Source organism: Deltaproteobacteria bacterium (assembly GCA_030690165.1).
In the GTDB taxonomy this organism is placed as follows: Bacteria; Desulfobacterota; GWC2-55-46; order UBA9637; family UBA9637; genus JACRNJ01.
In genome coordinates, this window is record JAUYHF010000044.1 from 1 (window position 1) to 23,958 (window position 23,958).

Genomic DNA, 23,958 nt, shown 5'->3' on the forward strand with positions numbered 1-23,958 from the left:
TTACAGCCATATTGATGCCGCAAGGATAGGGGTATATCTGCATGGATTGGCAGGGGATGAGGCGGCAAAGGAAAAGGGGCAGGTTGGCATGATGGCAGGGGATATATTAAATATATTGCCGCAGGTGATTAACTCATTCATGTAGTTGCCCATTTATGGGCGTTTTCAAATGCGTTGATAAATCAGCAACTACAAGATACGCCGATAAATCGACAAACTGCATGGTATACCGGGGGAAGTTGGTGAGTAAAAAAAAAGAGGTTTTTCGAACATCTTCTCCGCAAGAAACTATGGAGCTTGGCAGGAAGATAGGCGAGGGGCTTAAGGCAGGGGATGTGATAGCTCTTATCGGAGAACTTGGCGCAGGCAAGACCGTATTTACGCAAGGACTGGCGCAGGGATTAGGGGTGACAGGATATGTAAAAAGCCCCTCATTTACCATAGTGAATAAATACGAGGGAAGGCTCCCTGTTTATCATCTTGACCTTTACCGCCTTGGCGATATAAATGAGATACACGAACTTGGTATAGAAGAATATTTCTATAGTGACGGAGTTACCATCGTAGAATGGGCAGAAAAGGCCATTCCGCTTTTACCGGCAAGATATTTGTTGATAAGATTTTTTTATACAGGGGAAAAGACGAGAAAGATAGAAGTAACACAACCATAGTATTTTTTTATTGACAAAAACTACCATAATAGCTATCTTAATGTCAAGTAGCTATATTACGGAGGTACTATGAAAACTATGACTGCCAGGGATTTAAAAAATCATACCGGTGAAGTAATGAAGGCTATTGCAAAGAGAGAGGAAGTTGTCGTAACGTTCAGGGGAAGGCCTGCTGCGGTTATACTCCCTTTCGAAGAGACTAAGAAAAAGGCGCGTATGGAAATAAGACCTTTTGAAGAGGCATGGGAAGATATAGAAGATGCTTTAAAAAGGACAAAACCGGCGTTTAGATCATGGCAGGAAGGCATACAATGGTCAAGAAAGCGTATGTAGCCATCATTGACAGCAATGTCTTTATCATAGACCTGCGATACCAAGGCGACAGAAACTTTGCCGTCAACAGCAGATTCCTGAAGCTGGTCGCTGCAAGGCGGTGCGGCGTTGTATCTCTTGTCAATCTTCTTGAGATAGTTGGGATATTATCCTTTAACCTGAATGAGAGACAGTTGCTGGAGTTCTACGGATACTTTCCACGCAGATACAATATAGAGGTAGTTCCGTCCATCTCCCTTGATGCCCATCTGCCTGAGTTGAAAATAAAAGATATTATGGATGTCATGACGCTCAAAGCAAGTTTCGGCGACACCCTGACCATCGCTTCAGTGGCATCGTATATTCCCCACGCCTCGTATTTTGTGACATGGGATAAGGAGCATTTTAGCGGAAAGATGAACGCAGAGGTTATAACGCCGGCGGAATTTTTGAGACGGTGATATGACATAAATATGATTGAACTCTATTCACCGGCAAATGCCATAGAACTGGCGTTTAATAAAATAAGAATGATTCTTGAAGTTTTGTTGTTTGGGTGGTTTATACCTGGCAATAGTAAGCAGGAAACAATGAAAGAGTGATTTTTACACAGGGGAAAAGACGAAGAAGATAAATGTTGAGTGGACAGGTAAGGCAGGTAAGGTTTGAATATTATAAAGAAAACTCCAGATTGCAAAAGCTAAAACTACCTTTCCAATTTCACGCCCATCTTTAAAGCAACTTTGGCAAGGGTCTTGTCCGAGCAGAGGAATTTGGCGCCGTGAAGGTTGTGGGCTACTGAAAGATGGATAGAATCCAGTGTCTTAATGCCATACTTGCCGCCAAACTCCCTTATCAGGTCGGCAGCCTTAAAATAGTGCCTGTCATCAACAGTAATTACCTCCATCTGTCCTGTCTGGAGGTCGTCAAGAAATGTATTCCATATAACAGTTTCCTTCTCTTTTTCAAGTTCGCGCATTCTCACTTTTTTTGATAAGGCGGAGGCCATCTCCACAATAGTCAGGCTGGAGATGTATATCCGCCCGGATTGAAGCAAAATAGCCTCTACTTTGTCGCTGTCAGGTTCAGGATAGTAAAATTTAACCAGAGAGCTGGTGTCAACAAATAGAGATGACATTAATATGCCTCCTCTTTTCTTGATTCGGCGACAACCTCTGACAATGGCCTCCCCTTTGCAATAATTAAAGCCCTTAACTCTTTATGGCTCTCCAGATTGCGTCTTGCCTTGTTCTTTATAGGCTTGATTATAGCAATGGGTTCATTCCTTTTAGAGATAATAATTTCTTCCCCCTTTTCTACTTTTGAAAGGTATTCTGTAAGATGCTGGCGCGCCTCTTTTATCCCCGCAGTAATCATAAAATTACCTCCATGTGCATTATGACTACCAGTGTACACATGATTGTGTTATCTGTCAAGAAATGTTTTACAAGGGTAATCCTATTTTTTACACAGGGGAAAAGACGAGGAAGATAGAGGTTTATAAAACTACTCAATTATGAAGGGTGGGGGATGTTTTGTTTTGGAATGCCTAAACTGCGCAATGGCTATCAGCAATCCGTTATAAGGGGCTTATTAGACAATTTTCTTATAAATATGGGAAGCATCGCGTTGTTATTCTCCCTCTGTATTTCCATTTCTACACAACCTTAATGATGCGTTGGATTGCTAATTAGCTCTTCTCTCAGCATGGGAATAAGTTTTTCCAAAATCTTTATACATGGGGCAAGCACTTCAATTTGATCTTGTGAATAACTTTTGCTACCATGAAATGTATTGCAACGAATTGCATGTATGAACTCAAGTATCGCTTCCGCTTTTTTCTTTTCATCGCATGATGTCATTTTTTTCAAAAGTATCTCGTCGGCTTGTCGGTCTCCCACCATATCAGGAGCTTTGAGAAGCACATAAAATGAACCATTTTCTAATATATCCATCAAATTATTGATAGCGCTATTTGTGTTTATAGTGCTTGTCAAATTTTGTATAATAATTTTTGGATCAAGAAACTTTAGAAGATATCTTGTTGCGGCATTAGTATCTGGAAAATTGTTCTTTCCTGGTTCAGGCAACTTTAGCCTACCATCCTGCCACATCTTAAAGGTTGCTTCCATATACAGTTTATTATAGACAACGAACAGAGTGAAGAATTTATCAAAATAAGAGGCGAGGTCGTCTTGACTTAATTGTATTGCTTCAGCCTTCTCAAGCCAACGATCAATGAATGATTCAAATGAGTTAATGTCTAGTGATAATGTCATTTTTTCTTCATCGTTGCTTTTTTGCAGTTTCTGGGAATTTAAGAACTACTCCGCTCTTTAACCTGTGTTTTTGGTTCCGCATACTTTTGTATTTCTTAATGCGTTCTATTAAATCCCTAAGAAGCTTAAACCGTACTGGATGCCTGAGCCTATTAATGGCCCTTCGTTCAATATTATGGACTGCTTGTCGTGAAAGGTGGAAGTCCTTTTGGAACCCAATTTCTTGCAATGTTTTTGGTTCAGGCCAGACTAAGCCGTAGCGTAGAATAAGGATTTGTTCCTCTCGTGGAGTCAACGTACGGAGAACCTCGTGGATTCTGTTGCCAAATCCGACTCTATATTCGTGGAGCCATAGGAAAGCAAGGTCTACTGTTGGCTTCAGGTTGGCAACTTGACATAGAAGTAAAAAGCATCCAAAAGGTGCGTAAGACTCGGCAAGACGATGAACATCGCCATTGATAAGATCCAAATAAACTGCTATATTTTCCCCTTCGTCATACGAGTGTGTAAATTTCTCATTACAGTTCGGGCACTGTGATTCAACTTCATAGCGCATATACGACCTCCCTTATTGTTGGTTTATATCCGAACTTCTTCAAGAGATAAAAGGTCGCCCGGAGCAGATTTATATTTTTTGAGCCTTTTGTCCAACTTCTGCATATGGCTTTGAGGAACAGGCACTGCAGATTCATCCAAAGCAATACTATCCCATAGATCCTCAACCAACAGAATCTTTTCCGGTGTGCTTAATTTAGTGATTTCTTGAATGTTGCTTATACGCATTGCTTGTCTCCTTTCTTCGTGATTACTTAATAATACCATTTTTTTTGGCTTTGCCGTCAGGTCATTCAATCAGTGTGCATACTTTATGCGCCTACGCAGCCCAACGTAAAATTCAGCAGCGGCTATTAGCCATCCGCTGACGTGATTTGTTATATAAATAAATCAGTCTCCTTTTTAGTCTATAACCCGCCTGCTTAAACTCCTTTTTCACATCTTCCTCAGATATCTTGCTGGCAACTGATTTTTGGCCGCCTAAGCTGGTTTCACCTTGCCGGCTGGGTTATTGCTTGCGGGTAGTAAGCCCAAACAGCAGATACAGCGGGCAAAAGCTAAAGATACTGGTGACGACGAAGATGACGGCCAGAATGCCCAGGGCGATAGCCGCCAGTCCGGAAAGATTGCCGTTGATGTACAAAAGAGCGATTACAGCGGCAATCACCATTCGGATGATACGGTCCAGTGAACCCATGTTCTTGTTTAGTTTCATTGAGTTATCTCCTTCCTCGTTATTTATCGGGTGAGGGATTGAATGAGCATGGCCAACCCGATGACCAGCCCGATACAGATAAGACAGACCAGAACCAGTTTCAGCAGTTTATGTTTAGCGTTATCCATCTTTGCATGGTTTGACGTGACGCGGCCAGATGCCAAACATTTTTATATCACAATAGCATTTTTATCTGATTTTAGGTTAGATAAATAAACCTGTCAAGATAAAACAGGTTAGATAAAACAGGTTAGCATAGCAGTATTTTCTCTTTAAATATTTTTAAAAATATGTTACCTAACTTAAGCTATCGGGAAGTTGCAAGCTTAATGAATATAGGAGGCAAGATGCAGGAATTTGATATTGTTGTTATAGGCGGTGGGCCTGGCGGATATGTAGGCGCAATACGGGCTGCGCAAATGGGCGCGAAAGTAGCTCTTATTGAAAAGGATGCCCTCGGCGGCACATGCCTCAACAGGGGCTGTATCCCCACAAAGGCGCTTTATTATTCAGCAAAGACAATCGCCACTGTCAAAAAGGCCGCTGAATTTGGTGTAAATACAGGCGAGGTGGCCTTTGATATCGCAAAGGCTGTTGAGAGGAAAGACGATGTTGTAAAAAAACTTGTGGGCGGTGTTGGCCAGCTTCTAAAAGGAAACGGCGTTACAGTAATAAACGGAACCGGCTCTATTGAGGCAATCGGCAAGGTCAAGGTTGAGAAAAAAGACGGCACGGCCGATGTTATAACTGCAAAGAATATCATAATAGCTACAGGTTCCGAGCCGGCAATGATACCGGCATTTAATATTGACAGGGAGAATGTAATTACATCCACAGAGGCATTGAATCTTAAAAAACTTCCAAAGAGCATTTTGATAATCGGCGGCGGTGTGATGGGGTGCGAGTTTGCGAATATATTTGCGAAATTCGGCAGTTCTGTAAAAGTTGTGGAGCTTCTCCCTACTATTCTTTCTACAGAGGATAAACAGGTTGTGAAGACTATCGCAAAGGCATTTAAGGACGCAGGCATTGAGGTATTGACAGAGGCAAACGTTGAAAGTATTGTGGCAACAGCCGATGGCGTTAAGACAAGGCTTAAAGACGGTAAAGAATTTCTTACTGAAAAGGTTCTTGTTACCATCGGGAGGAGTTTCAATTCCACAGGCATAGGGCTTGAAAAGGCCGGTGTAGAGGTTGAAAAGGGGCGCATAAAGATAAATAATAAGATGGAGACTAATGTAAAAGGGATATATGCTATCGGCGATGTTACAGGGCAGATGCTCCTTGCGCATATTGCGAGCGCAGGCGCAATTGTTGCAGTTGAAAATGCGCTTGGCAAGGATAAATGGATGGATTATTCGGCAGTACCAGGAGGCATATTCACAGACCCTGAGATTGCAAGCGTTGGACTCAGAGAAAAAGATGCAGAGGCAAAGGGGATTAAGATAACTGTCGGCAGGTTCCCTTATGCTGCAAGCGGAAAGGCCCTTGCCATGGGCGAGACAGAAGGATTTATGCAGCTCATTACCGAAGAGGGAACAGACAGGGTGCTTGGCGCAACAATCGTGGGCGCGCATGCTACTGATTTAATAGGCGAGGTTGCGGTTGTGGTAAAAGGCGGTGGAAAATTAAAGCATATAACAGAAACCATCCACGCCCATCCGACCTTGCCGGAGATTGTTCTGGAGGCGGCAGAGGATGTGCATGGAATGGCGATACATAAAATAGGAAGGAGAAAATAATGGCTCTCATTGTTCAGAAATATGGCGGAACATCAGTCGGCAATGTGGAGAGGATCAGAAATGTTGCCATAAGGGTTGCGCAGACAAAAAAGAAAGGGCACAAGGTTGTGGTGGCGGTATCTGCCATGTCCGGCGAGACCAACAAATTAGTTGACCTTGCAAATCAGATGAAGGAGTTTCCCATAGGCAGGGAATACGATATGGTTGTGTCAACAGGCGAGCAGGTTACAATCGGGCTTTTGGCGCTGGCGCTTCAGGATTTGGGTTTTGGCGCAAAATCGTTTCTCGGCCATCAGGTGCCGATTATAACAGACAGCGCATTCGGCAAGGCAAGGATTGAGGAGATAGAAACCGGCGCTATATTGTCAGAACTTAAAAAAGGAAATATTGTTGTGGTTGCAGGATTTCAGGGTGTTGATAAGGAAGGGAATATAACAACACTCGGCAGAGGCGGTTCTGATACAACCGCTGTTGCCCTTGCCGCTGCGCTTAAGGCGGATGTGTGTGAGATATACACGGATGTGGAAGGCGTTTACACTACAGACCCGAATATCTGTCCTGATGCGAGGAAGTTGAAAAAGGTCTCTTATGATGAGATGCTTGAGATGGCAAGTCTCGGCGCAAAGGTATTGCAGACAAGGTCTGTTGAATTCGCAAAGAAATATAATGTCCCGATGATGGTAAAGTCGTCTTTTACCGATGCAGAAGGGACGCTTGTTACAAAGGAGGATAAAGATATGGAGAAGGTGATAGTTTCAGGCGTTACTTATAATAAAGACGAGGCAAAGATAACTATTGCAAAGGTGCCGGACAGGCCCGGGATTGCGGCAAGACTCTTTGCCCCGCTTACAAAGGCAAATATAAATGTGGATATGATTGTGCAGAATGTGAGCCACGACAGTCATACGGATTTGACATTCACTGTGTCAAAGGCGGATTTTAAAAAGGCGCTTCAACTGGTGGAAAAAACCGCCAAAGAGATGAAGGCAGGCAAGGTGCTTTCCGATACAAATATTGCAAAGGTCTCTATTGTGGGCGCAGGCATGAGAAGCCATGCAGGGGTTGCTTCAAAGATGTTTGAAACCATGGCAAAGGAAGGCATAAATATACAGATGATTTCAACATCTGAAATAAAAATATCCGCTGTGATTGACGCTAAATATACGGAACTGGCGGTAAGGACTTTGCATGATGCGTTTGGGCTTAGCAAGGGAGATGTGGAGGATGAGGGGTAAGATGACAGATAAAGTTTTAAATAGACTGAAGCATCTGACGGATAAAGAGAAGGCGGCTGTTCAGAGGTTTGAAACCGCAGTCAGGGATATGCTGTCTCATAATCTTATCCTGCTGGAAGTCTTTGGCTCAAAAGCGAGGGGAGATTACAAATCCGAATCGGATATAGATGTATTTGTGTTGGTTAAGAAGTTTAGTCCTGATGTTATGGAAAAGATAGCGGCAATATCATCGGAAATAAGTATAGAGCAAGGGATTTTGATATCCGCTGTGGTTTTGAGCGAAAGCGAGTATAATAACAACCGCGATGCAAATACTCTCTTTGTTCAGGAGATAGACAAGGACGGAATTATCCTCTATGCGGCATAGCAGCGGATTGGCTAAACATCGTCTTGAAAGGGCAAAAGAGCATTTCCAGTCTGCAAAGGAATTGCTTGCAAATAACCACCTTCTGGATTCAGTCAGCCGTTCCTATTACGCTGTATTTACCGCTGCCCGTGCTGTTCTTGCAACCGAGGATATGGATAGCGCCAAACATTCCGGCGTAATATCTCTTTTTGACAAGCATTTTGTCAAGACCGGCAAGATAAGCAGCGATGCAAGCAAAATTATCCATGAGGGCAAGGAGTATAGGGAAAAGGCGGATTATGCCGACTATCCGGAAATAACCAAAGAAATCGCAGAGAGTGAATTGGTCAAGGCAGAGAGGTTTATAAAAGAGGTAGAAAGTTATATTGAAAAATTGTTTGGTGGCGATAATGCAGGGAGTAGATAAATGAAAAAGACCAACATATCCAAACCATGGTCAGGTCGTTTTACAGAAGCAACAGATAAACTCGTTGAAGAGTTCAACGGCTCTATCTCTTTTGATAGGCGGCTCTACAGGCATGATATCATGGGCTCTATTGTCCATGCGCGGATGCTGGCAAGGGTTGGGATTATTGCGAAGAAAGAGGCGGGTAAGATTATAGCCGGTTTAAAGGCGGTTGAAAAAGAGATTGAGGCCGGCAGGTTTAAATTCACCTCCGATCTGGAAGATATCCACATGGCAATTGAAAAAAGACTTATGGAAAAGATCGGGCCTGTTGGCGGGAAGCTGCATACAGCAAGGTCTCGGAACGATCAGGTGGCGCTTGATATACGGTTGTATCTAAGGGACGAGATTAAAGAGATTCACCGTTCGATAAAAAATCTGCAAAAAACTCTGGCGGATGTTGCAAGGAAAAATCTTGATTGCATAATGCCGGGCTATACCCATCTCCAAAGGGCGCAGCCGCTCTTATTCAGCCATCATCTCCTTGCGTATTATGAAATGCTCAAGCGGGATTATGAGCGGTTCACCGATTGCTTTAAGCGGGTAAATGTCATGCCCCTCGGCGCAGGCGCGCTGGCAGGAAGTCCGTATCCTCTGGAAAGGGATTTTGTTGCAAAGGAGCTGGGCTTTTCAAGGCCGACGGATAACAGCATTGACAGTGTCAGCGATAGGGACTTCTGCATAGAGTTTTGCGCTGCGGCATCAATCCTGATGATGCACTTAAGCAGATTTAGCGAAGAATTGATTTTATGGTCTTCGCAGGAGTTTGGTTTTATTGAATTGTCGGATGCGTTTTCAACCGGCTCATCCATAATGCCGCAGAAGAAAAATCCTGATGTGCCTGAACTTGTGAGGGGCAAGACAGGCAGGGTTTATGGAAATTTGACGGCCTTGCTTACTGTGATGAAGGGTCTTCCTCTTGCGTATAACAAAGATATACAGGAAGACAAAGAGGCCTTATTTGATACTATAGATACTGTCAAAGACTGCCTCAGAGTATTTTCTCCCATGCTTGCTGCAATGAGGATAAATAAAGAGAGGATGCTTGATGCAACAAAGCACGGGTTTCTTACTGCAACGGATGCGGCGGATTATTTGGTTAAAAAAGGGATTCCGTTCAGGGAGAGCCACCATATCGTCGGTAGTATTGTCGCCTACTGCATCAAGACATCGCAAGGTTTGGAGGATTTGTCTCTTGATGAATGGAAGGGATTTTCCAAGATGTTTGATAAAGATATTAAAAAAGTAATTTCCGTAGAGGCATCGGCCAACAGCAGAAAAACAAAGGGCGGAACAGCGCTGGAGACTGTGAAAAAGAGGCTGAAGGAGATTGAGAGGGAGATGAAATGATAAACTGTAGTGGTCAGTGGTTAGTGGTCAGTGGTCAGAAACTAAAAAAGATTTTGGTGTTTTTCTTGCTATTCACTCTCCACTATTCACTGTCCACTGTAGTTATGGGTTGCGGCAAAAAGGCGCCGCCAAAGCCGCCTGCTGAGTCCGTTTCTCAGTGATGTTAAGGTAAGTAGGGTGGGCATAGCCCACCCTACTTGCTGAAAAATGTTATATTTTGACACATAAATTCAAATGGGAGGGGCATCATGAGGTCGAATGAAATCGTAAAAGAGATAGATAAGCTGGGCTTGTCGGAGAAACTGATATTGGTTGAAGACATTTGGGACGGCATTGCCCTGCATAATGCGGAGTTGCCGATGCCGGAATGGCAAAAAACAGAATTGGATAAACGATATGGCGAATATAAGAATGGAAAATTAAAACTTCACAGTTGGGAAGATACACATAAGAAAATCAGGAATAAATACAAATGATTCTTCGTTATACGGATAGGTCTATCGTTGATGTTGAGTTGGCTTTTGAATGGTATGAAAAACAAAGAAGAGGACTCGGTTTTGAATTTCTTGATTGCGTAGAAGTATCGTTAAACAGCATTCTCTCTTTCCCTGAGATGTATGCAATATGCTATTCCAATTTCAAAAGGTGCGTGATTAGAAGATTCCCTTTCTCAATATTTTACACTATAGAAGATTGTGAAATTGTAATTCATTCTGTTTTTGATAATAGGCAGGACCAGAAAAAGCGGCCATAGTTCATTGCCAGATCGTTTTGAATTGATTGTCAGGTTTTGTTTTGGTAAAAGACAGAAACTGGATAATAACTTGTTAGCCTACAAAAAATACCGCGAGGGTTTTTATGACGAGATCAAGAAAGATAGTTGTAGGCATAGTATTAGTAATTCTACTGTGCGGAGCATTTATGGCTGGTGGTTTCATTGGATTTAACAACGGTTACGCATTTCGCGTCTTTCAAGCTTCAGTCGCAGAGTCCTATTTCACCATGAGAACACTTGAGTTGCTAAACGCTGGAGACCTCGCAGAGGCTAAAAAATACCTTGAGAGTGAGCTTGATAGCCATATCATTGAACATTGGAGCGGTCTGATCAACAAGCCTTTGAACTTTACTATGCTCTCACAAAACGACGAAGCAATAAATCGACTCATGTCTAAGGTTGTGGCCTATAGAACAATCAATCCTCGTAAAATAGACGATGCAAAAGTTAAAGAGACTATTGAAACAGTTGTTAATCGATATAAAAAATAGGGTTTGTTAACGAGTCGTTCCACGCCGACCGCAAAAAGCGCGGCGGCTGATTTCTGGCGTTAAGCCGTCTTTTCCATCATCCCATATATTTTTAACAGGAGGAATCACAAGAAATGCACTTTTTCACCTACAAGAAAAATAAATTTTACGCCGAAGGCGTGGCCGTAGAAAAGATCGCAAGGGAAGTCGGAACGCCGTGCTATATCTACAGCCATAAAACCCTCATAAGGCACTACACGGCCTTTGATGAGGCGTTTAAAACTGTGCCGCATCTTATCTGCTATTCGGTAAAGGCCAATTCAAATATTGCGGTGCTGAAAACATTTATAAAAGAGGGGAGCGGCGTTGATATTGTTTCAGGCGGCGAGCTTTTCAGGGCATTGAAGGCTGGCGCAGATCCAAAAAAGATTGTCTATTCCGGGGTCGGCAAGAAAGAGGATGAGATTGAATATGCGCTTAAAACAGGGATTCTTATGTTCAATGTTGAATCGCCTGAGGAACTGCGGGCAATCAACAAGATTGCAGGCAGGCTGAAAAAAAAGGCGGGTTTTGCCATACGGGTAAATCCTAATGTTGATCCCAAGACGCATCCGTATATTTCAACAGGGCTTAAGAAAAATAAATTTGGCATAGAGACCGAGCAGGCGATTCAGGAATATATTTACGCCAGGAACAATCTGAGAAATCTTACCCCTGTTGGTGTTGACTGCCACATCGGTTCGCAGATTACGCAGCTTTCTCCGTTTGTTGATGCGCTTAAAAAAACAAAGGAGATTATTAACATTCTTCGGAGGCATGGGATTGATATTAAATATCTGGATATAGGCGGCGGCCTTGGAATTACCTACAAAGATGAGGATGCCCCGCATCCGAGTAAGTATGGCAAGGCTGTTATAGATGAGACAAAAGGGCTTGGAGTAACGCTTATATTTGAGCCGGGCAGGGTGATGGTGGGGAACGCTGGCATACTTGTAACAAAGGTTTTATATACAAAACAAGGCACAGAGAAAAAATTTATCATTGTTGACGCTGCTATGAACGACCTTGCAAGGCCGAGCCTCTACGGGTCTTATCATGTCATAAAACCTATAAAGAAGAACGACTCTGCAAAAGAGATTATCGCTGATGTAGTTGGCCCAATCTGTGAATCCGGCGATTTTTTTGCAAAGGACAGGGAACTACCTGAATTCAAAGCAGGCGACCTTATGGCAATAATGAGCGCGGGGGCATATGGTTTCTCCATGTCCAGCAATTACAACTCGAGGCCGAGGGTTAGTGAGGTTATGGTAAAGGGAAATAAATTTAAGATAATCAGGCAGAGAGAATCCTATAAAGACTTAGTAAAAGGAGAGGAGATATAAAGCAAAAACTCAAGACCTATTTTTTTGCTACCCGCCCTCAATTCTTTACAGCAATAATCCTTCCTGTCGGTCTCGGCGCTGCAGTTGCATGGTATGAAACAGGTATATTTTTTCGGGGCTATTTTTTACTGTCTTTGCTCGCGGCTGTCCTTTATCATGCAGGGGCAAATGTATTAAACGACTACTTTGACTATCTCAACGGCTCTGATAATTTAAACCAGGCAGGCCTCTCCCCATTCACAGGCGGTAGCAGGATGATACAGAATAAAATCATGACGCCCAGAGAGACATACATCCTTGGTGCTTTGTTTCTTATAACAGGCAGTATAATAGGTCTTTACCTTGCTTACGAGAGGGGTATTTTTCTGCTGTTAATAGGCGCTATGGGGCTATTTTCCGGTTATTACTACACTGCGCCGCCCATATTTTTTGCTGGACGTGGACTGGGGGAACTGCTCGTAGGCCTTAATTTCGGTGTTTTATCTGTTGCCGGCTCTTACTATGTCCAGACCCAGGATATTTCTTTTACAGCGGTTTTTGCCTCTCTGCCGCTTTTATTTCTAATAGCTGCTATCCTTTATATAAATGAATTCCCTGACTACGATGCTGATAAAGCAGTCGGAAAAAACCATCTTGTAGTATATCTTGGGATGGAAAGGGCGAGATGGGGATTCCTTTTTATTGTAGCAGGAGCATATATCAGCATCATAGCAGGGATCATATCGGATTTATTACCTATTGCTACTCTCTTTGTAATCCCTGCCGCCATATTCGGCATCAAGGCTGTAAAAGGGCTTTTTGAAAATTATAAAGATACTGTTGAGCTAATACCTTCCATAAAGGCTACTACACTGTGCCATCTTGCAACAGGGCTTGGTTTTATTGTAATATTCCTGCTATCCTGATGTTTTAGTAATTCAAAATTTGTTTATGTGTCTTGCCATCCCAATGAAAATAGTTAAAAAAAACGGTGATACCGGCATTGTGGAAACAATGGGCGTAAAAAAGACCATTTTTCTGAACCTTGTGGAAGCAGAGGTCGGAGACCATGTGCTTGTCCATGCAGGCGTTGCTATTGGCAAGGTGAACGAAAAAGATGCGGAAGAGACAGCGGCGCTGTTAAAAGGGTTGCTGGAAAGAGATGTTTCTTATAATGGGTAAAAAGGTGGTGTTATTCTTAAGTAAGGATAGTGAGCCAAGCCGTTAGAGGTTCCAATAGAAGATCTATTGAAATAATTTATGACTGTAGCAAAAAAAATCCAAAAACGTTGCGCTTGGCTGAATGATAACCCGCTCATGATCGAGTATCACGACAAAGAGTGGGGTGTGCCAGTCCATGATGACAAGAAATTATTTGAGTTCCTCATCTTAGAAGGCGCACAGGCAGGGCTCACATGGCAAACAGTTCTCAAGAAGCGGGTGAATTATCGCAAAGCATTGAGCGGTTTTGACCCTGCTAAAATTGCTCGCTATGGCAATAAAGACGTGAAACGTCTGCTCGGCAATCCCGGTATTATTCGCAATCGCTTGAAGATTGCCGCGACAATTCTCAACGCCAAGAAGTTTCTGGAAATTCAAAAGGAGTTCGGTTCTTTTGACACATATATCTGGCAATTCGTGAACTTCAAGCCAATCAAAAATAAATTTAAATCATTATCAGAGATACCGCCAACAACAAAAGAATCTGATGCCATGAGTAAAGATTTGCTGAAACGAGGGTTCAAATTTGTCGGCTCAACGATTTGTTATGCTTTTATGCAAGCGGTTGGCATGGTCAATGACCACGAGACGGATTGTTTCAGATATAATGTAACAAGGTCGAGGGAAAATAGGGCAGCTACCATTTAAACGCATCGCCCGCGACCGTAGATAACAGAGTGCTCCCTGTCTGCTACAGGCAAAGAAGTTGACAATGCCAAAAACAACACAGAATAGATCACTGCATAGCCCATTTCCGGACATCTTTAGTTTCAGGAAATGGGATTTTACATTGCTGGATAGATACAAGCCTGTTTTTGGAAAATCTGATAAGGTCTGCCACCTCTGCGGACTTGGGCCTTGCAAGCCGATGAAATCCCCCCAGCCCCCCTTTGCTAAAGGGGGGAAAGAGGAAGGGTTAGGTAAATGCGGGATTGATGAGACTGGTTTTAAGGCAAGGGCGATATTGCTGGACGCTGTCATAGGCGCCTCAGGCCATACATCTCATGCTGCAAGGCTTTTAGAGGATTTAATAAAAAGATTTGGCAAAAACTGTCCTGTGTCTGCCGGTTTGCCCACCAATATACCAACCCCAATTACAACGCTTATAACAGGCCGTAAGCCTGAAAATATAGGGGATCTGAAAGATATTATTGCCTATATAGAAGGGCAGTTAACCCATCTCCTTTCATCCATAAGCTTCGGCACAGAGGCGTCACCTGAGGACTTTGTGAGCAAGATGCTCCATGCAGGCATGTTGGATAACCTTGCAATGGAGATTGCAGACATTGCCCAGTTATCCGCCATGAATATGCCAAAGGGCGAATCCAATTCTAAATTGATAAACATAGGACTTGAAACCGTTGACACATCAAAACCTGTAATCCTCATTATCGGACACAATTCATTTGTTGCCCATGAGATTATGCGCCTTATTGAAGGAAGAGGTCTTAAGGATAAGATAGAGGTCTGCGGCCTATGCTGCGCTGCTTCTGACGGGGCAAGGCACAGCCATGATTTTAAGATAATCGGCAACCAGTCTGCGCAATTAGATGTTATTAAATCAGGAATAGCGGATGTGGTTATTTTGGATACGCAGTGCATAAGGGCTGATGTGGTTAGAGAGGCAAATAAGATTGGGAGTCTGGTTATTGCTACAACACAGGAGACTGCCCTTGGTTTGAGTGATTTGACAGATGCGCCGGTGGATAAGGTAAAAGAGCATATCTTAAAGAGTGGGGCTGGAATAATACTTGATAAAAAAATGGCGGCAGAGATAGCGTTAAATATAGGGGTTAGAAAAAAATCTATAAACAATCAGATAATGCCTTCTGCTCCCGGTTTTTTGAGAATCGGCCGTGGCCCTATTCGGGACAGCGAAATAAGAGGGATTGCGCCGTCTATTGTGATGGGAGAGATACCTGGGATTATCGGGATATTCGGGTGCCCGGAAGAAAGACAGGGATCAGGGGTCAGTGGTCGGTGGTCAGTAAAACCTGTACTAATCAATTCAGATTCAGCGGCTAAAAGACTTGCAGAAGAATTTCTTGCAAGAGGCTATATTGTTTCAACAGGCGGATGCGCCTCAATGGATGTTGCAAAGGGTGATTTGTTTAAAGATAATGCCGATTCTTTCGACAGCCGCAACCTCACAAATTTGGGTTCATGCGTGTCTGCTTCGCATCTTATCGGCGCATGCATAAAGATAGCCAGGATAATGTGCCACAGAAAACTGGAAGGCAATTATGAGGAGATAGCAGACTATATAATAAACAGGGTGGGCGCTGTAGTCATACTGTGGGGCGGTTTTACGCAGAAGGCATTTTCATCTGCGCTTGGCATGGCAAGGCTTGGAATTCCTGTTATATTCGGGCCGAGGCTTAAAAACTATGGCATCAATTTAATGGCAAAGGATAACGGCTGGTGTGTAAAAGACGCAAGGTTCAAAGACATGGTTTCAACAGGTCCTGCGCCTCAGAGCCTTATATGTTATGCCGAAACCGCAGGAGATGTTCTGCCGCTTGCGGCTAAACTCTGCATGAGGCCCAATGATACAAGCGAGGGGAGGAAGGCAAAACTGAAAAACTATATAGGGCTTTATAATAAGGGTAAAAAACGGTTACCTCCTGATATAAACCTGTTTGTCAGAACACATTACGATATACCAGAAGAGGTTGAACAGAAGATTCAGCATTTTTTGCAGACCAAAGATTGGCATTCTACCTTTATCCCTGACCCAACAATGCTGTAATTATATCACTGCCCCGCTGCAGCTTGAGCCGGCGCCTGCAGTACAGCCAATAACAGTGGAGGCCTGTTACAATTTGCCTGCCGCTGATTTTAGACAGGCATTCCGATGAGTAATATGTCTTCATGGCCTCTCCTTTTATGGGCAGATTATTTAATTTAATAACCCCCAAAATTTAACAGATTCAATACGGCGATTCAACTCCAAAAATCAGGATCAGAGTTGTTTCTTTTCCATGCGAATTGTAGTTATTGACAGGATATTGCAGTGGTGATAGATTTATGCGTAAGCTCAATCTTTTCTAACTTCACAATAAGATGAAGATTAAATTAAAAATTTCACGCTGCGACCCAATGGGCAAAGAAGGCTGCGAGCCGTTTCTCCAGGCCTATGATATAGAGGCAAAGGAGGGGATGACCATCCTTGATGCCCTTCATTTTGTAAAGGATGAGCAGGATGGAACATTGGCGTTCAGACGGTCCTGCAGGAGCGCCATCTGCGGTTCCTGCGCTGTAAACCTAAACGGCATTCCAAAACTTGCCTGCAATACACAGCTTATTACTGAATATAAAAAAAGCGGAACTATTGTTATTGAACCCCTTCCAAATCACAGGATAATAAAAGACCTTGTTGTTGATTTCAATCCATTCTGGGATAAGATAAACAATATAGAGCCGTGGCTGAACTTTGAATCAGCTATCAGCCAGCAGCTATCAGCTATCAGTAAGAAAGACATCTTGAAGATAAACAACTCCAGCAAATGTATAATGTGCGGTTGTTGTAATGGGGCGTGTAACTCATTAGAGATTGACAGGCATTTTATTGCCCCTGCTGCTTTGGCAAAGGCATGGAGATTTGTGGGCGATGCAAGAGAAAAACAGAAGAAAAAGAGGCTTGAGAAAATCAGCGAGGCGCATGGGATGTGGGATTGTGTAAGGTGTGTCAGCTGCACAGAGTATTGCCCAAAGGATGTGGCGCCGCTTCAGGCAATAGAGAGATTAAGGGCAGAGGCGATAAAAGAAGGTATTACAGATAATCATGGCGCAAGGCATGTGGAGTCCATGGTGGATTCTGTAAAGAGGGTTGGCAGACTGGATGAGGCTGCTATGACATTTAAGACACTTGGGTTTTTAAGGTCTATTGGCATGATACCATTTGGGTTAAGGATGGAGATGCACGGGAAAATGCCCATGCCGCTTATATTTCCGCAGATTGAGAAGATAGAAGAGGTGAAAAAGATATATGAGGAAGTAGAAAAGAAGAGGAGAAAAGAGACAGTCAGCGGTCAGCAAGCTGATAGCTGAAAGCTATATTTATGGCCAATCCCTTAAAATATGCCTACTATCCCGGCTGCGCATCCCAGGCAATAACAAAAGAGGCAAATTCAGCAACCCGAAAGATCGCAGAAATCCTTGGGATTGAGCTCCATGATATGCCGAAGGCAAACTGCTGCGGCGCAGGCCTTTTAACAGACTATAACTATGACCTTTATCTTGCCCTTAATGCGCGGATATTTGCCCAGGCAGAGGAGATGGGTATGGACATAATGACTATATGTTCAACATGCCTTATGGTCATGTCAACAGCAAACAGGGATTTGAAAAATGACCCCAAACTCTTAGAAAAGACAAATGAGATACTGGCAAGCGCGGATATAAGATACAATGGGACTGTAAAAATAAAACAACTTCTCTGGGTTTTAGCAGGTGATTATGGGCTGGAGGATTTGAAGAAGAAGGTAACAAGGCCGTTAAAAAACCTTAAGGTAGCGCCGTTTTATGGGTGTCATTCCTTGAGGCCGTCTGACGCATTAGGTTTTGACAACTCTGAAAGGCCGTGGTCCCTTGAGGCTGTGATTTCAACGTTAGGAGCGGAGGCAGTGGAGTATAATGGAAAAACAAAATGCTGTGGTTTTCAGGTGGATTTGGTTGCAGAAGATACTGCCATGGAGATGACAGGAAAGAGGCTTCTAAATGCCAAAGATGAAGGCGGAAGCTGCATGGTTACGCCGTGCCCATTTTGTCATATAAATCTGGATAATTATCAGGGTATGGCAGAGAAAAAGGCAGGTCATAAAATAAACATGCCGGTTTTTCATCTTGCCCAATTGGTCGGCCTTGCCCTTGGTATAACAGCAGAGGAATTGAAACTGTCCAGACATCTCGTATCAGCAAGGGATGTCCTGAAGGAGTCAAATCTTTTATAAGGAGGTTAATTTGAGCCTGTTTATAACATTTGAAGGAGTTGAGGGTAGTGGAAAAACAACACAGATGGAGATGCTGAAGGAGCATCTTGAATGGAAAAGCTTTCAGGTTGTTTCCACAAGAGAGCCTGGCGGAACGGAATTGGGTGAAAAGATAAGAAGTATGCTTTTAAATATTGAAGGCATGACAATTGCTCCATGGTCAGAGCTTTTACTTTACGCAGTCTGCAGGGCGCAGATGGTTAATGAAATCATAAAACCGGCGCTTCTCGATAAGAAAATTGTTTTATGCGACAGGTTTGCAGATTCCACTATGGTCTATCAGGGCTATGCGAGGGGTTTAGACCTTGAGGCCGTCACTAATCTTAATAAGTGGGTAACCGAAGGTATATTGCCGACCGTCACATTCATTATAGATTGCCCGCCTGAAATCGGGTTGAAGCGCGCATTGGCCAGAATAGATACACGCGCAGGAAGCAACAAAGAAGACCGCTTTGAAAGAGAGGATATTGAATTCCATAAAAAGGTGCGGGAAGGTTATCTGAAATTGGCTAAAACAGAACCTAACAGAATTAAGATTATAAATGGAGACAGAGATATCCCTGTTATTCATAAGGAGATATGTGGTATAATTGAGGAAAAACTTTTGAGGATTTAATATGCCGTTCAAAGATATTTTAGGCCACGATAGAGAGATAAATATTTTAAAAAAGGCGCTTTCAAATGACAGGATCGCCCATTCCGTTCTATTTGTTGGACCGGAAGGCATAGGTAAATGTTTTACTGCCATTTCTCTTGCAAAGTCTCTTAATTGCGCTGCTTCCACGGACAATCCACTCTTGATTAAAGGCGGGGACACGGGATTTAAAAATGATTTTTGCGGGGATTGTCAGAATTGCAGGGATATAGAGAAGTCCTCATACAGTGATGTTTTTCTGATTGAGCCAAGAGAGCCTGAATCAAAGGGCGGTGGAGTAGATCATGTGGCCGGCACAATAAAGATTGATGCTGTGAGAGATGCGCAGCAAAGACTGTCTTACAGGGCTGTCAGGGGCGGCAAGAAGGTATGTATAGTAGATGGCGCGGAAAAGATGAATAAGGAGGCTCAGAATGCCTTTCTCAAGACGCTTGAAGAGCCGCCGCCTGATTCTGTTATAATATTGGTTGTCAGCGACGTAACAGCCATTTTGCCAACCATAATTTCCCGGTGTCAGAGGATAAATTTTAGACCATTGCCAAAAGGTGTTATGGTTGGAATAATTAAAGAGCGATTAGGAATGACCGAAGATGCAGCTATGCTTCTGTCTTCTCTGAGCGGCGGAAGTATAGGGAAGGTCTTAAACTGGGATATGGAATCCATCCTTGAACAGAGGAAAAGGATGGTAGAAATGCTGTCGCGGCTTTCTTTAGCTGACACAGAAGGAATCTTTAAGGCGGCAGAGGAAATATCAAAAGGTGAGAGGCCTGTGGAGTCTCTGGAATTTCTAAAGACATTATACAGGGATATCGCGATATTAAAGGAGGGGAGGGAGGATATGGTTGTAAACTCCGATCTTCTGCCTGTTTTGAGACAACGTGTTGAAGGGCATACATTCTCAAGACTTACGTCGGGTTTTAAAATGATACACAAAGCCCAGGTTGATATTATGCCGCCGAGATATGCAAATAAACAATTGACTGTTGAGAATTTATTGATGCAGTTGGCGAGTTGAGGGAGGGTTATACAATGCCTATAGTAGTTGGCGTAAGATTCAAGAAGGCATGCAAAGTATATGATTTTGATGTCAACAATCTGGAACTCAAGATAGGCGACCAGGTTATTGTTGAAACAGAAAAAGGGATGAATATGGGCTGGGTTGCGAGAGGTCCGCTTGATAAACCTGCTCCTCCAAGCAGTAAGCAGGGGGAGGCAAGTCTTGTTCAACCCTTTAAAAAGGTAATCAGAAAGGCTGTAGAGAGCGATATGGAACGGTTCGAGTTCAATAAAGAAAGGGAGGAAGAGGCGGCTTCTATCTGCAATCGGGAGATAGATAAATACGGTCTTGCTATGAAACTTATAAATACAGAATACCTTTTTGACTCCAGCAAGGTCGTATTCTCTTTTATCTCCGAAAACAGGGTGGACTTTAGGGAACTTGTCAGGGATATGGCTAATGAGCTTCATACGCGCATAGAGATGCGTCAGATAGGGGTCAGGGATGAGGCAAAGATGCTGGGAGGGATTGGCCCGTGTGGCAGGATGCTTTGCTGCTCCTCGCATCTTGTGGATTTTGAGCCGGTGAGCGTTAAGATGGCAAAGGAGCAGAATCTCTCTCTTAACCCTGCAAAGTTGTCAGGCGTATGCGGCAGGCTTATGTGCTGTCTTTCATATGAGGCAGGCCAGAGCGTCGGGAATGCCGCTAATCCAGCTTCCAATTGCTGCCATTCCAATAATAATCCTTCACAAAGCCAACCATCCTCTTTACCAGGTGCGTAATTCCAGATGCCTCAAAACAAAAAAAACTTTTACATAACAACGCCCATCTACTATGTCAACGATGTGCCACACATCGGTCATGCCTATACCACTGTTGCGGCGGACTGTCTTGCGCGGTATAAAAGGCTCAAGGGATATGATGTCTTTTTTCTAACAGGCGCGGATGAGCATGGCCAGAAGGTGGAGAAGGCTGCAAAGGATAAAGCAAGAACTCCTCAGGAACATGCAGACCTGATGGTGGAAAATTTCAGGAATCTCTGGAAGGCGCTGAATATCAGTGAGCATGCTTTCATTCGGACAACGCAGGATGAGCATAAAAAAGTTGTCAGGGAAATGCTGCAAAGGTTGTGGGACAAGAAAGAGATAGAGAAACGTTCGTATTCCGGGATGTATTGCACGCCGTGCGAGAGATTCTGGACAGAGAAAGATGTTGTGAATGGCAATTGTCCTGATTGCAAGCGGCCTGTTGAGCATATAGAAGAAGAGAATTATTTTTTTCTTATGGCAAAATATCAAAACTGGCTCATTGAACATATAAAAAACAATCCCGGCTTTATCCTTCCGGCGACGAGGAGAAATGAGGTGTTGGGTTTTCTCGACCCCAAGACCAGAACCCTTGGCGACCTCTGCATATCAAGGCCAAAGGCAAGGCTCGCATGGGGCATACCGCTTCCATTTGATGAAAACTACACCACCTATGTCTGGTTTGACGCGCTGCTGAACTATTATTCTGCAACAAAATATCTTGATCTTGCTCCGCCGGAAACAGGCCGGTGGCCTGCTGACCATCATCTCATCGGCAAAGATATTCTCACCACCCATGCAGTTTACTGGTCAACCATGCTCATGGCCCTTGATATGGATTTGCCAAAAAATATCTTTGCCCACGGCTGGTGGACCGTGGAAGGGCAAAAGATGAGCAAGTCTTTGGGAAATGTGGTTGACCCGCATGAGATGATAGAAAAATATGGCGTTGACCAGTTTAGATATTTTCTTTTAAGAGAAGTGCCGTTTGGATTGGACGGAGATTTTTCAACAAAGGCACTCATTGGACGGACAAATGGTGATTTGGCAAATGATTTGGGAAATCTGTTGAGCCGGACGCTGACCATGATCGAGAAATATTGCGAGGGTACAATTCCTGTTTATAGTTCTAATATTAGTATAGAACAGCAGAGTGAGTTTAATATCAAAAACCGTTTTCCTATTGATGTGAACAGCCACATGGAAAACCTTCAATTCCATCTGGTCTTGTTTGACATCTGGTCTGTCGTTGGCAGCATGAACAGATATATTGAAGAGGTAGCGCCATGGAAGGTTTACAAAGAAGGAAATAAAACAAAGCTCAACAACATACTTTACACCCTTGCCGAAGGTCTGCGTATCATCGCTGTTTACCTCTATTCCTTCATGCCATCCACCGCTGAAAAAATATGGCAGCAACTTGGATTGAAAAAAGACTTTAACGATATACTATTTGATGATGAGGTTAAATTTAAATGGGGCAAAGATATAAGCGGCACAAAGGTTTGCAAAGGAGAGATGTTGTTTCCAAAAATAGAGACTTAAAGACCTCAAACCTAAAGGTTTGAGTTACAGTAACTCAAGGCTTTAGCCTTGATAAAAATCATGTCCAATCAATCAAAACTCATTGACACCCATGCCCATCTTGACGACCCAAAGTTTGATAACGACAGAGACGAGGTAATTAAAAGGGCGCAGGATGCAGGTTTGGAATATATAATAACAGTAGGCACATGGGAAAAGGCAAAAGGGCTTAAGCATATTACAGGGCTTGCGGATAAATATCCAATGGTCTATGCCGCGCTCGGCGCCCATCCGCATGAAAGCAAAGATGCAGGTGAAGAAACATTTAATGAGATTAAAGAACTTGCATCCCATCCAAAGGTTGTTGCCATCGGCGAAACAGGGCTTGACTACCACTATGAACATTCGCCGAAGGATATACAGAAAAGGGTATTTATCAGACACATTGAGCTTGCCCGTGAATTGAATCTGCCTCTTACAATTCACAGCAGAGAGGCAGAGAGTGATACATTGGAGATACTTGCGCAGGAAGGCGTCAAAGATATAGGCGGTGTTCTGCACTGTTTTTCAGGCAGTTATGAAATGGCAAGAAAATGCCTTGATATGGGGCTTTATCTGTCTTTTACAGGCGTTGTCACATTTCCAAAGGCGGCAAATGTCCATGAGATTGTAAAAAATATCCCGATAGAAAGGATGCTCATTGAAACAGACTGCCCGTATCTTGCGCCTCTTCCTTACAGGGGCAAAAGAAACGAGCCGTCTTTTGTTGTTGAAGCAGCAAAAAAGATTGCTGATATAAAAAAGCTTTCCTTTAATGATGCGGCAAGGATTACCACATTGAATGCAAAGGAATTATTTGGCATAGAGAGAGAAAAAGAGGATGCTAAAATAGCATATCCCATCAGAAAATCCCTTTATCTGAATATAACCAACAGGTGCACAAACTACTGCACATTCTGCGCAAAATTCAAATCCTATACTGTCAAAGGCCATTATTTGAGATTGAAAGAGGAGCCGGCATTTTCAGATGTAATAAAGGCTGTGGGAGAAAATCCAGCATCAAGATACGATGAGATAGTGTTCTGTGGTTTTGGCGAGCCTCTTATAAGGCTTGACCTTATAAAAAAGGTTGGCCTGTTTCTGAAAAAACAGGGATGCAAAATCAGGATAGACACAGACGGCCTTGCCAATCTTGTCCACGGGAAAAATTGCCTGCCTGAACTAAAATTCGTGGATGAAATATCCGTAAGCCTGAACGCCCCTGATTCAGCAACATATCAGAAATTAATAAAAACGCCGTATGGCGACAATGCATTTTCTGCAATAATCTGGTTTCTTAAAGAGGCTAAAAAACATATTGCAAAGGTTGTTGCCACTGTTGTCGCTGTGCCGGGACTTGATATAGAGGCATGTAGAAGGCTTGCAGAGGATGAGATAGCCGTGACGTTCAGGGTAAGGGAATATGATGAAGTAGGGTAAGATTTTAA

The 23,958-nt window shown here is 43.2% G+C and carries 32 protein-coding genes; 26 read left to right on the forward strand and 6 right to left on the reverse strand.

Annotated elements, in window-relative coordinates; translation table 11 throughout:
- Positions 1–242: 242 nt before the first annotated feature.
- The 4 genes from tsaE to Q8P28_07305 all read left to right on the forward strand — a co-directional run bounded on the left by tsaE (position 243) and on the right by Q8P28_07305 (position 1,585).
- A complete protein-coding gene (tsaE, locus tag Q8P28_07290; GenBank protein MDP2682592.1) occupies positions 243–671 on the forward strand; it encodes a tRNA (adenosine(37)-N6)-threonylcarbamoyltransferase complex ATPase subunit type 1 TsaE in 429 nt (142 codons plus the stop codon).
- A gap of 69 nt (positions 672–740) precedes the next feature.
- The gene (locus Q8P28_07295; protein MDP2682593.1) at positions 741–1,004 is read left to right on the forward strand and encodes a type II toxin-antitoxin system prevent-host-death family antitoxin; all 264 of its coding nucleotides are present in this window, start codon (positions 741–743) and stop codon (positions 1,002–1,004) included.
- Entirely contained in the window at positions 983–1,444 is a 462-nt protein-coding gene (locus Q8P28_07300) for a hypothetical protein (protein MDP2682594.1), read from the forward strand. Before Q8P28_07295 ends, Q8P28_07300 begins: the two co-directional genes overlap by 22 nt.
- 12 nt (positions 1,445–1,456) lie before the next feature.
- Positions 1,457–1,585 carry a hypothetical protein gene (locus Q8P28_07305; GenBank protein MDP2682595.1) on the forward strand — a complete coding sequence of 43 codons (129 nt, stop codon included), beginning with the start codon at positions 1,457–1,459 and terminating at the stop codon, positions 1,583–1,585.
- A gap of 104 nt (positions 1,586–1,689) precedes the next feature.
- Here the strand turns inward: Q8P28_07305 and Q8P28_07310 are convergent, their stop codons facing one another.
- From Q8P28_07310 to Q8P28_07335, 6 genes are all read right to left on the reverse strand, one after another.
- The gene (locus Q8P28_07310) at positions 1,690–2,121 is read right to left on the reverse strand and encodes a type II toxin-antitoxin system VapC family toxin (protein MDP2682596.1); all 432 of its coding nucleotides are present in this window, start codon (positions 2,119–2,121) and stop codon (positions 1,690–1,692) included.
- Positions 2,121–2,360, reverse strand: coding sequence for a type II toxin-antitoxin system prevent-host-death family antitoxin (locus tag Q8P28_07315; GenBank protein ID MDP2682597.1), 240 nt, complete (start codon positions 2,358–2,360; stop codon positions 2,121–2,123). The genes Q8P28_07310 and Q8P28_07315 overlap by 1 nt, the downstream gene beginning before the upstream one ends.
- Before the next feature lie 290 nt (positions 2,361–2,650).
- Positions 2,651–3,262 (reverse strand): hypothetical protein, encoded by a 612-nt coding sequence (locus Q8P28_07320; protein ID MDP2682598.1) that lies wholly within the window; start codon positions 3,260–3,262, stop codon positions 2,651–2,653.
- A gap of 7 nt (positions 3,263–3,269) precedes the next feature.
- Positions 3,270–3,818, reverse strand: a complete 549-nt coding sequence (locus Q8P28_07325) for a sigma factor-like helix-turn-helix DNA-binding protein (GenBank protein ID MDP2682599.1) — start codon at positions 3,816–3,818, stop codon at positions 3,270–3,272.
- Positions 3,819–3,841: 23 nt separating this feature from the next.
- Positions 3,842–4,045 carry an addiction module protein gene (locus tag Q8P28_07330; protein MDP2682600.1) on the reverse strand — a complete coding sequence of 68 codons (204 nt, stop codon included), beginning with the start codon at positions 4,043–4,045 and terminating at the stop codon, positions 3,842–3,844.
- A 280-nt stretch (positions 4,046–4,325) separates the two neighbouring features.
- On the reverse strand, positions 4,326–4,514 hold the full coding sequence (locus Q8P28_07335) for a DUF2892 domain-containing protein (protein ID MDP2682601.1): 189 nt from the start codon (positions 4,512–4,514) through the stop codon (positions 4,326–4,328).
- Between the two features lie 60 nt (positions 4,515–4,574).
- Here Q8P28_07335 and Q8P28_07340 point away from each other — a divergent pair, with 60 nt between their 5' ends.
- The 22 genes from Q8P28_07340 to Q8P28_07445 all read left to right on the forward strand — a co-directional run bounded on the left by Q8P28_07340 (position 4,575) and on the right by Q8P28_07445 (position 23,950).
- On the forward strand, positions 4,575–4,748 hold the full coding sequence (locus tag Q8P28_07340; GenBank protein ID MDP2682602.1) for a hypothetical protein: 174 nt from the start codon (positions 4,575–4,577) through the stop codon (positions 4,746–4,748).
- A 131-nt stretch (positions 4,749–4,879) separates the two neighbouring features.
- Positions 4,880–6,274, forward strand: coding sequence for a dihydrolipoyl dehydrogenase (gene lpdA, locus Q8P28_07345; GenBank protein MDP2682603.1), 1,395 nt, complete (start codon positions 4,880–4,882; stop codon positions 6,272–6,274).
- The gene (locus Q8P28_07350; protein ID MDP2682604.1) at positions 6,274–7,509 is read left to right on the forward strand and encodes an aspartate kinase; all 1,236 of its coding nucleotides are present in this window, start codon (positions 6,274–6,276) and stop codon (positions 7,507–7,509) included. Before lpdA ends, Q8P28_07350 begins: the two co-directional genes overlap by 1 nt.
- Position 7,510: 1 nt before the next feature.
- Positions 7,511–7,876: a nucleotidyltransferase domain-containing protein gene (locus Q8P28_07355; protein ID MDP2682605.1), complete on the forward strand. Its 366-nt coding sequence runs from the start codon at positions 7,511–7,513 to the stop codon at positions 7,874–7,876.
- Complete coding sequence (locus tag Q8P28_07360) at positions 7,866–8,282, forward strand: HEPN domain-containing protein (GenBank protein MDP2682606.1); 417 nt, start codon at positions 7,866–7,868, stop codon at positions 8,280–8,282. The genes Q8P28_07355 and Q8P28_07360 overlap by 11 nt, the downstream gene beginning before the upstream one ends.
- Complete coding sequence (argH, locus tag Q8P28_07365; GenBank protein ID MDP2682607.1) at positions 8,283–9,671, forward strand: argininosuccinate lyase; 1,389 nt, start codon at positions 8,283–8,285, stop codon at positions 9,669–9,671.
- Positions 9,668–9,832, forward strand: a complete 165-nt coding sequence (locus Q8P28_07370; protein ID MDP2682608.1) for a hypothetical protein — start codon at positions 9,668–9,670, stop codon at positions 9,830–9,832. The genes argH and Q8P28_07370 overlap by 4 nt, the downstream gene beginning before the upstream one ends.
- Before the next feature lie 87 nt (positions 9,833–9,919).
- Positions 9,920–10,147, forward strand: coding sequence for an addiction module protein (locus Q8P28_07375; GenBank protein ID MDP2682609.1), 228 nt, complete (start codon positions 9,920–9,922; stop codon positions 10,145–10,147).
- Positions 10,144–10,425, forward strand: a complete 282-nt coding sequence (locus Q8P28_07380) for a type II toxin-antitoxin system RelE/ParE family toxin (protein MDP2682610.1) — start codon at positions 10,144–10,146, stop codon at positions 10,423–10,425. The genes Q8P28_07375 and Q8P28_07380 overlap by 4 nt, the downstream gene beginning before the upstream one ends.
- A gap of 104 nt (positions 10,426–10,529) precedes the next feature.
- Complete coding sequence (locus Q8P28_07385; GenBank protein ID MDP2682611.1) at positions 10,530–10,937, forward strand: hypothetical protein; 408 nt, start codon at positions 10,530–10,532, stop codon at positions 10,935–10,937.
- Positions 10,938–11,050: 113 nt separating this feature from the next.
- Positions 11,051–12,298 carry a diaminopimelate decarboxylase gene (gene lysA / locus Q8P28_07390; GenBank protein ID MDP2682612.1) on the forward strand — a complete coding sequence of 416 codons (1,248 nt, stop codon included), beginning with the start codon at positions 11,051–11,053 and terminating at the stop codon, positions 12,296–12,298.
- A 56-nt stretch (positions 12,299–12,354) separates the two neighbouring features.
- The gene (locus Q8P28_07395) at positions 12,355–13,203 is read left to right on the forward strand and encodes a prenyltransferase (GenBank protein MDP2682613.1); all 849 of its coding nucleotides are present in this window, start codon (positions 12,355–12,357) and stop codon (positions 13,201–13,203) included.
- 25 nt (positions 13,204–13,228) lie between these two features.
- Positions 13,229–13,459, forward strand: coding sequence for a HypC/HybG/HupF family hydrogenase formation chaperone (locus Q8P28_07400; GenBank protein MDP2682614.1), 231 nt, complete (start codon positions 13,229–13,231; stop codon positions 13,457–13,459).
- Between the two features lie 78 nt (positions 13,460–13,537).
- Positions 13,538–14,146: a DNA-3-methyladenine glycosylase I gene (locus Q8P28_07405; GenBank protein ID MDP2682615.1), complete on the forward strand. Its 609-nt coding sequence runs from the start codon at positions 13,538–13,540 to the stop codon at positions 14,144–14,146.
- A 64-nt stretch (positions 14,147–14,210) separates the two neighbouring features.
- Positions 14,211–16,247, forward strand: coding sequence for a hypothetical protein (locus tag Q8P28_07410; GenBank protein MDP2682616.1), 2,037 nt, complete (start codon positions 14,211–14,213; stop codon positions 16,245–16,247).
- Between the two features lie 314 nt (positions 16,248–16,561).
- Positions 16,562–17,548, forward strand: a complete 987-nt coding sequence (locus tag Q8P28_07415; protein ID MDP2682617.1) for a succinate dehydrogenase/fumarate reductase iron-sulfur subunit — start codon at positions 16,562–16,564, stop codon at positions 17,546–17,548.
- A gap of 11 nt (positions 17,549–17,559) precedes the next feature.
- Positions 17,560–18,450 (forward strand): CoB--CoM heterodisulfide reductase iron-sulfur subunit B family protein, encoded by an 891-nt coding sequence (locus Q8P28_07420; GenBank protein MDP2682618.1) that lies wholly within the window; start codon positions 17,560–17,562, stop codon positions 18,448–18,450.
- 10 nt (positions 18,451–18,460) lie between these two features.
- Positions 18,461–19,105, forward strand: a complete 645-nt coding sequence (tmk, locus tag Q8P28_07425; protein MDP2682619.1) for a dTMP kinase — start codon at positions 18,461–18,463, stop codon at positions 19,103–19,105.
- A 1-nt stretch (position 19,106) separates the two neighbouring features.
- Positions 19,107–20,159, forward strand: coding sequence for a DNA polymerase III subunit delta' (locus Q8P28_07430; protein MDP2682620.1), 1,053 nt, complete (start codon positions 19,107–19,109; stop codon positions 20,157–20,159).
- A 14-nt stretch (positions 20,160–20,173) separates the two neighbouring features.
- Positions 20,174–20,923 (forward strand): stage 0 sporulation family protein, encoded by a 750-nt coding sequence (locus tag Q8P28_07435; GenBank protein ID MDP2682621.1) that lies wholly within the window; start codon positions 20,174–20,176, stop codon positions 20,921–20,923.
- Positions 20,924–20,929: 6 nt separating this feature from the next.
- Entirely contained in the window at positions 20,930–22,492 is a 1,563-nt protein-coding gene (gene metG, locus Q8P28_07440; protein ID MDP2682622.1) for a methionine--tRNA ligase, read from the forward strand.
- A 60-nt stretch (positions 22,493–22,552) separates the two neighbouring features.
- On the forward strand, positions 22,553–23,950 hold the full coding sequence (locus Q8P28_07445) for a YchF/TatD family DNA exonuclease (protein MDP2682623.1): 1,398 nt from the start codon (positions 22,553–22,555) through the stop codon (positions 23,948–23,950).
- The last annotated feature ends 8 nt before the right edge of the window (positions 23,951–23,958 follow it).

What these genes read in the sequence shown, in the direction of transcription:
- Q8P28_07295 (MDP2682593.1), top strand. Translation starts at nt 741, where the DNA reads ATGAAAACTATGACTGCCAGGGATTTAAAAAATCATACCGGTGAAGTA.
- Q8P28_07300 (MDP2682594.1), top strand. Translation starts at nt 983, where the DNA reads ATGGTCAAGAAAGCGTATGTAGCCATCATTGACAGCAATGTCTTTATC.
- Q8P28_07305 (MDP2682595.1), top strand. Translation starts at nt 1,457, where the DNA reads ATGATTGAACTCTATTCACCGGCAAATGCCATAGAACTGGCGTTTAAT.
- Q8P28_07310 (MDP2682596.1), bottom strand. Translation starts at nt 2,121, where the DNA reads ATGTCATCTCTATTTGTTGACACCAGCTCTCTGGTTAAATTTTACTAT.
- Q8P28_07315 (MDP2682597.1), bottom strand. Translation starts at nt 2,360, where the DNA reads ATGATTACTGCGGGGATAAAAGAGGCGCGCCAGCATCTTACAGAATAC.
- Q8P28_07320 (MDP2682598.1), bottom strand. Translation starts at nt 3,262, where the DNA reads ATGACATTATCACTAGACATTAACTCATTTGAATCATTCATTGATCGT.
- Q8P28_07325 (MDP2682599.1), bottom strand. Translation starts at nt 3,818, where the DNA reads ATGCGCTATGAAGTTGAATCACAGTGCCCGAACTGTAATGAGAAATTT.
- Q8P28_07330 (MDP2682600.1), bottom strand. Translation starts at nt 4,045, where the DNA reads ATGCGTATAAGCAACATTCAAGAAATCACTAAATTAAGCACACCGGAA.
- Q8P28_07335 (MDP2682601.1), bottom strand. Translation starts at nt 4,514, where the DNA reads ATGGGTTCACTGGACCGTATCATCCGAATGGTGATTGCCGCTGTAATC.
- Q8P28_07340 (MDP2682602.1), top strand. Translation starts at nt 4,575, where the DNA reads ATGAGCATGGCCAACCCGATGACCAGCCCGATACAGATAAGACAGACC.
- lpdA (MDP2682603.1), top strand. Translation starts at nt 4,880, where the DNA reads ATGCAGGAATTTGATATTGTTGTTATAGGCGGTGGGCCTGGCGGATAT.
- Q8P28_07350 (MDP2682604.1), top strand. Translation starts at nt 6,274, where the DNA reads ATGGCTCTCATTGTTCAGAAATATGGCGGAACATCAGTCGGCAATGTG.
- Q8P28_07355 (MDP2682605.1), top strand. Translation starts at nt 7,511, where the DNA reads ATGACAGATAAAGTTTTAAATAGACTGAAGCATCTGACGGATAAAGAG.
- Q8P28_07360 (MDP2682606.1), top strand. Translation starts at nt 7,866, where the DNA reads ATGCGGCATAGCAGCGGATTGGCTAAACATCGTCTTGAAAGGGCAAAA.
- argH (MDP2682607.1), top strand. Translation starts at nt 8,283, where the DNA reads ATGAAAAAGACCAACATATCCAAACCATGGTCAGGTCGTTTTACAGAA.
- Q8P28_07370 (MDP2682608.1), top strand. Translation starts at nt 9,668, where the DNA reads ATGATAAACTGTAGTGGTCAGTGGTTAGTGGTCAGTGGTCAGAAACTA.
- Q8P28_07375 (MDP2682609.1), top strand. Translation starts at nt 9,920, where the DNA reads ATGAGGTCGAATGAAATCGTAAAAGAGATAGATAAGCTGGGCTTGTCG.
- Q8P28_07380 (MDP2682610.1), top strand. Translation starts at nt 10,144, where the DNA reads ATGATTCTTCGTTATACGGATAGGTCTATCGTTGATGTTGAGTTGGCT.
- Q8P28_07385 (MDP2682611.1), top strand. Translation starts at nt 10,530, where the DNA reads ATGACGAGATCAAGAAAGATAGTTGTAGGCATAGTATTAGTAATTCTA.
- lysA (MDP2682612.1), top strand. Translation starts at nt 11,051, where the DNA reads ATGCACTTTTTCACCTACAAGAAAAATAAATTTTACGCCGAAGGCGTG.
- Q8P28_07400 (MDP2682614.1), top strand. Translation starts at nt 13,229, where the DNA reads ATGTGTCTTGCCATCCCAATGAAAATAGTTAAAAAAAACGGTGATACC.
- Q8P28_07405 (MDP2682615.1), top strand. Translation starts at nt 13,538, where the DNA reads ATGACTGTAGCAAAAAAAATCCAAAAACGTTGCGCTTGGCTGAATGAT.
- Q8P28_07410 (MDP2682616.1), top strand. Translation starts at nt 14,211, where the DNA reads ATGCCAAAAACAACACAGAATAGATCACTGCATAGCCCATTTCCGGAC.
- Q8P28_07415 (MDP2682617.1), top strand. Translation starts at nt 16,562, where the DNA reads ATGAAGATTAAATTAAAAATTTCACGCTGCGACCCAATGGGCAAAGAA.
- Q8P28_07420 (MDP2682618.1), top strand. Translation starts at nt 17,560, where the DNA reads ATGGCCAATCCCTTAAAATATGCCTACTATCCCGGCTGCGCATCCCAG.
- Q8P28_07430 (MDP2682620.1), top strand. Translation starts at nt 19,107, where the DNA reads ATGCCGTTCAAAGATATTTTAGGCCACGATAGAGAGATAAATATTTTA.
- Q8P28_07435 (MDP2682621.1), top strand. Translation starts at nt 20,174, where the DNA reads ATGCCTATAGTAGTTGGCGTAAGATTCAAGAAGGCATGCAAAGTATAT.
- metG (MDP2682622.1), top strand. Translation starts at nt 20,930, where the DNA reads ATGCCTCAAAACAAAAAAAACTTTTACATAACAACGCCCATCTACTAT.
- Q8P28_07445 (MDP2682623.1), top strand. Translation starts at nt 22,553, where the DNA reads ATGTCCAATCAATCAAAACTCATTGACACCCATGCCCATCTTGACGAC.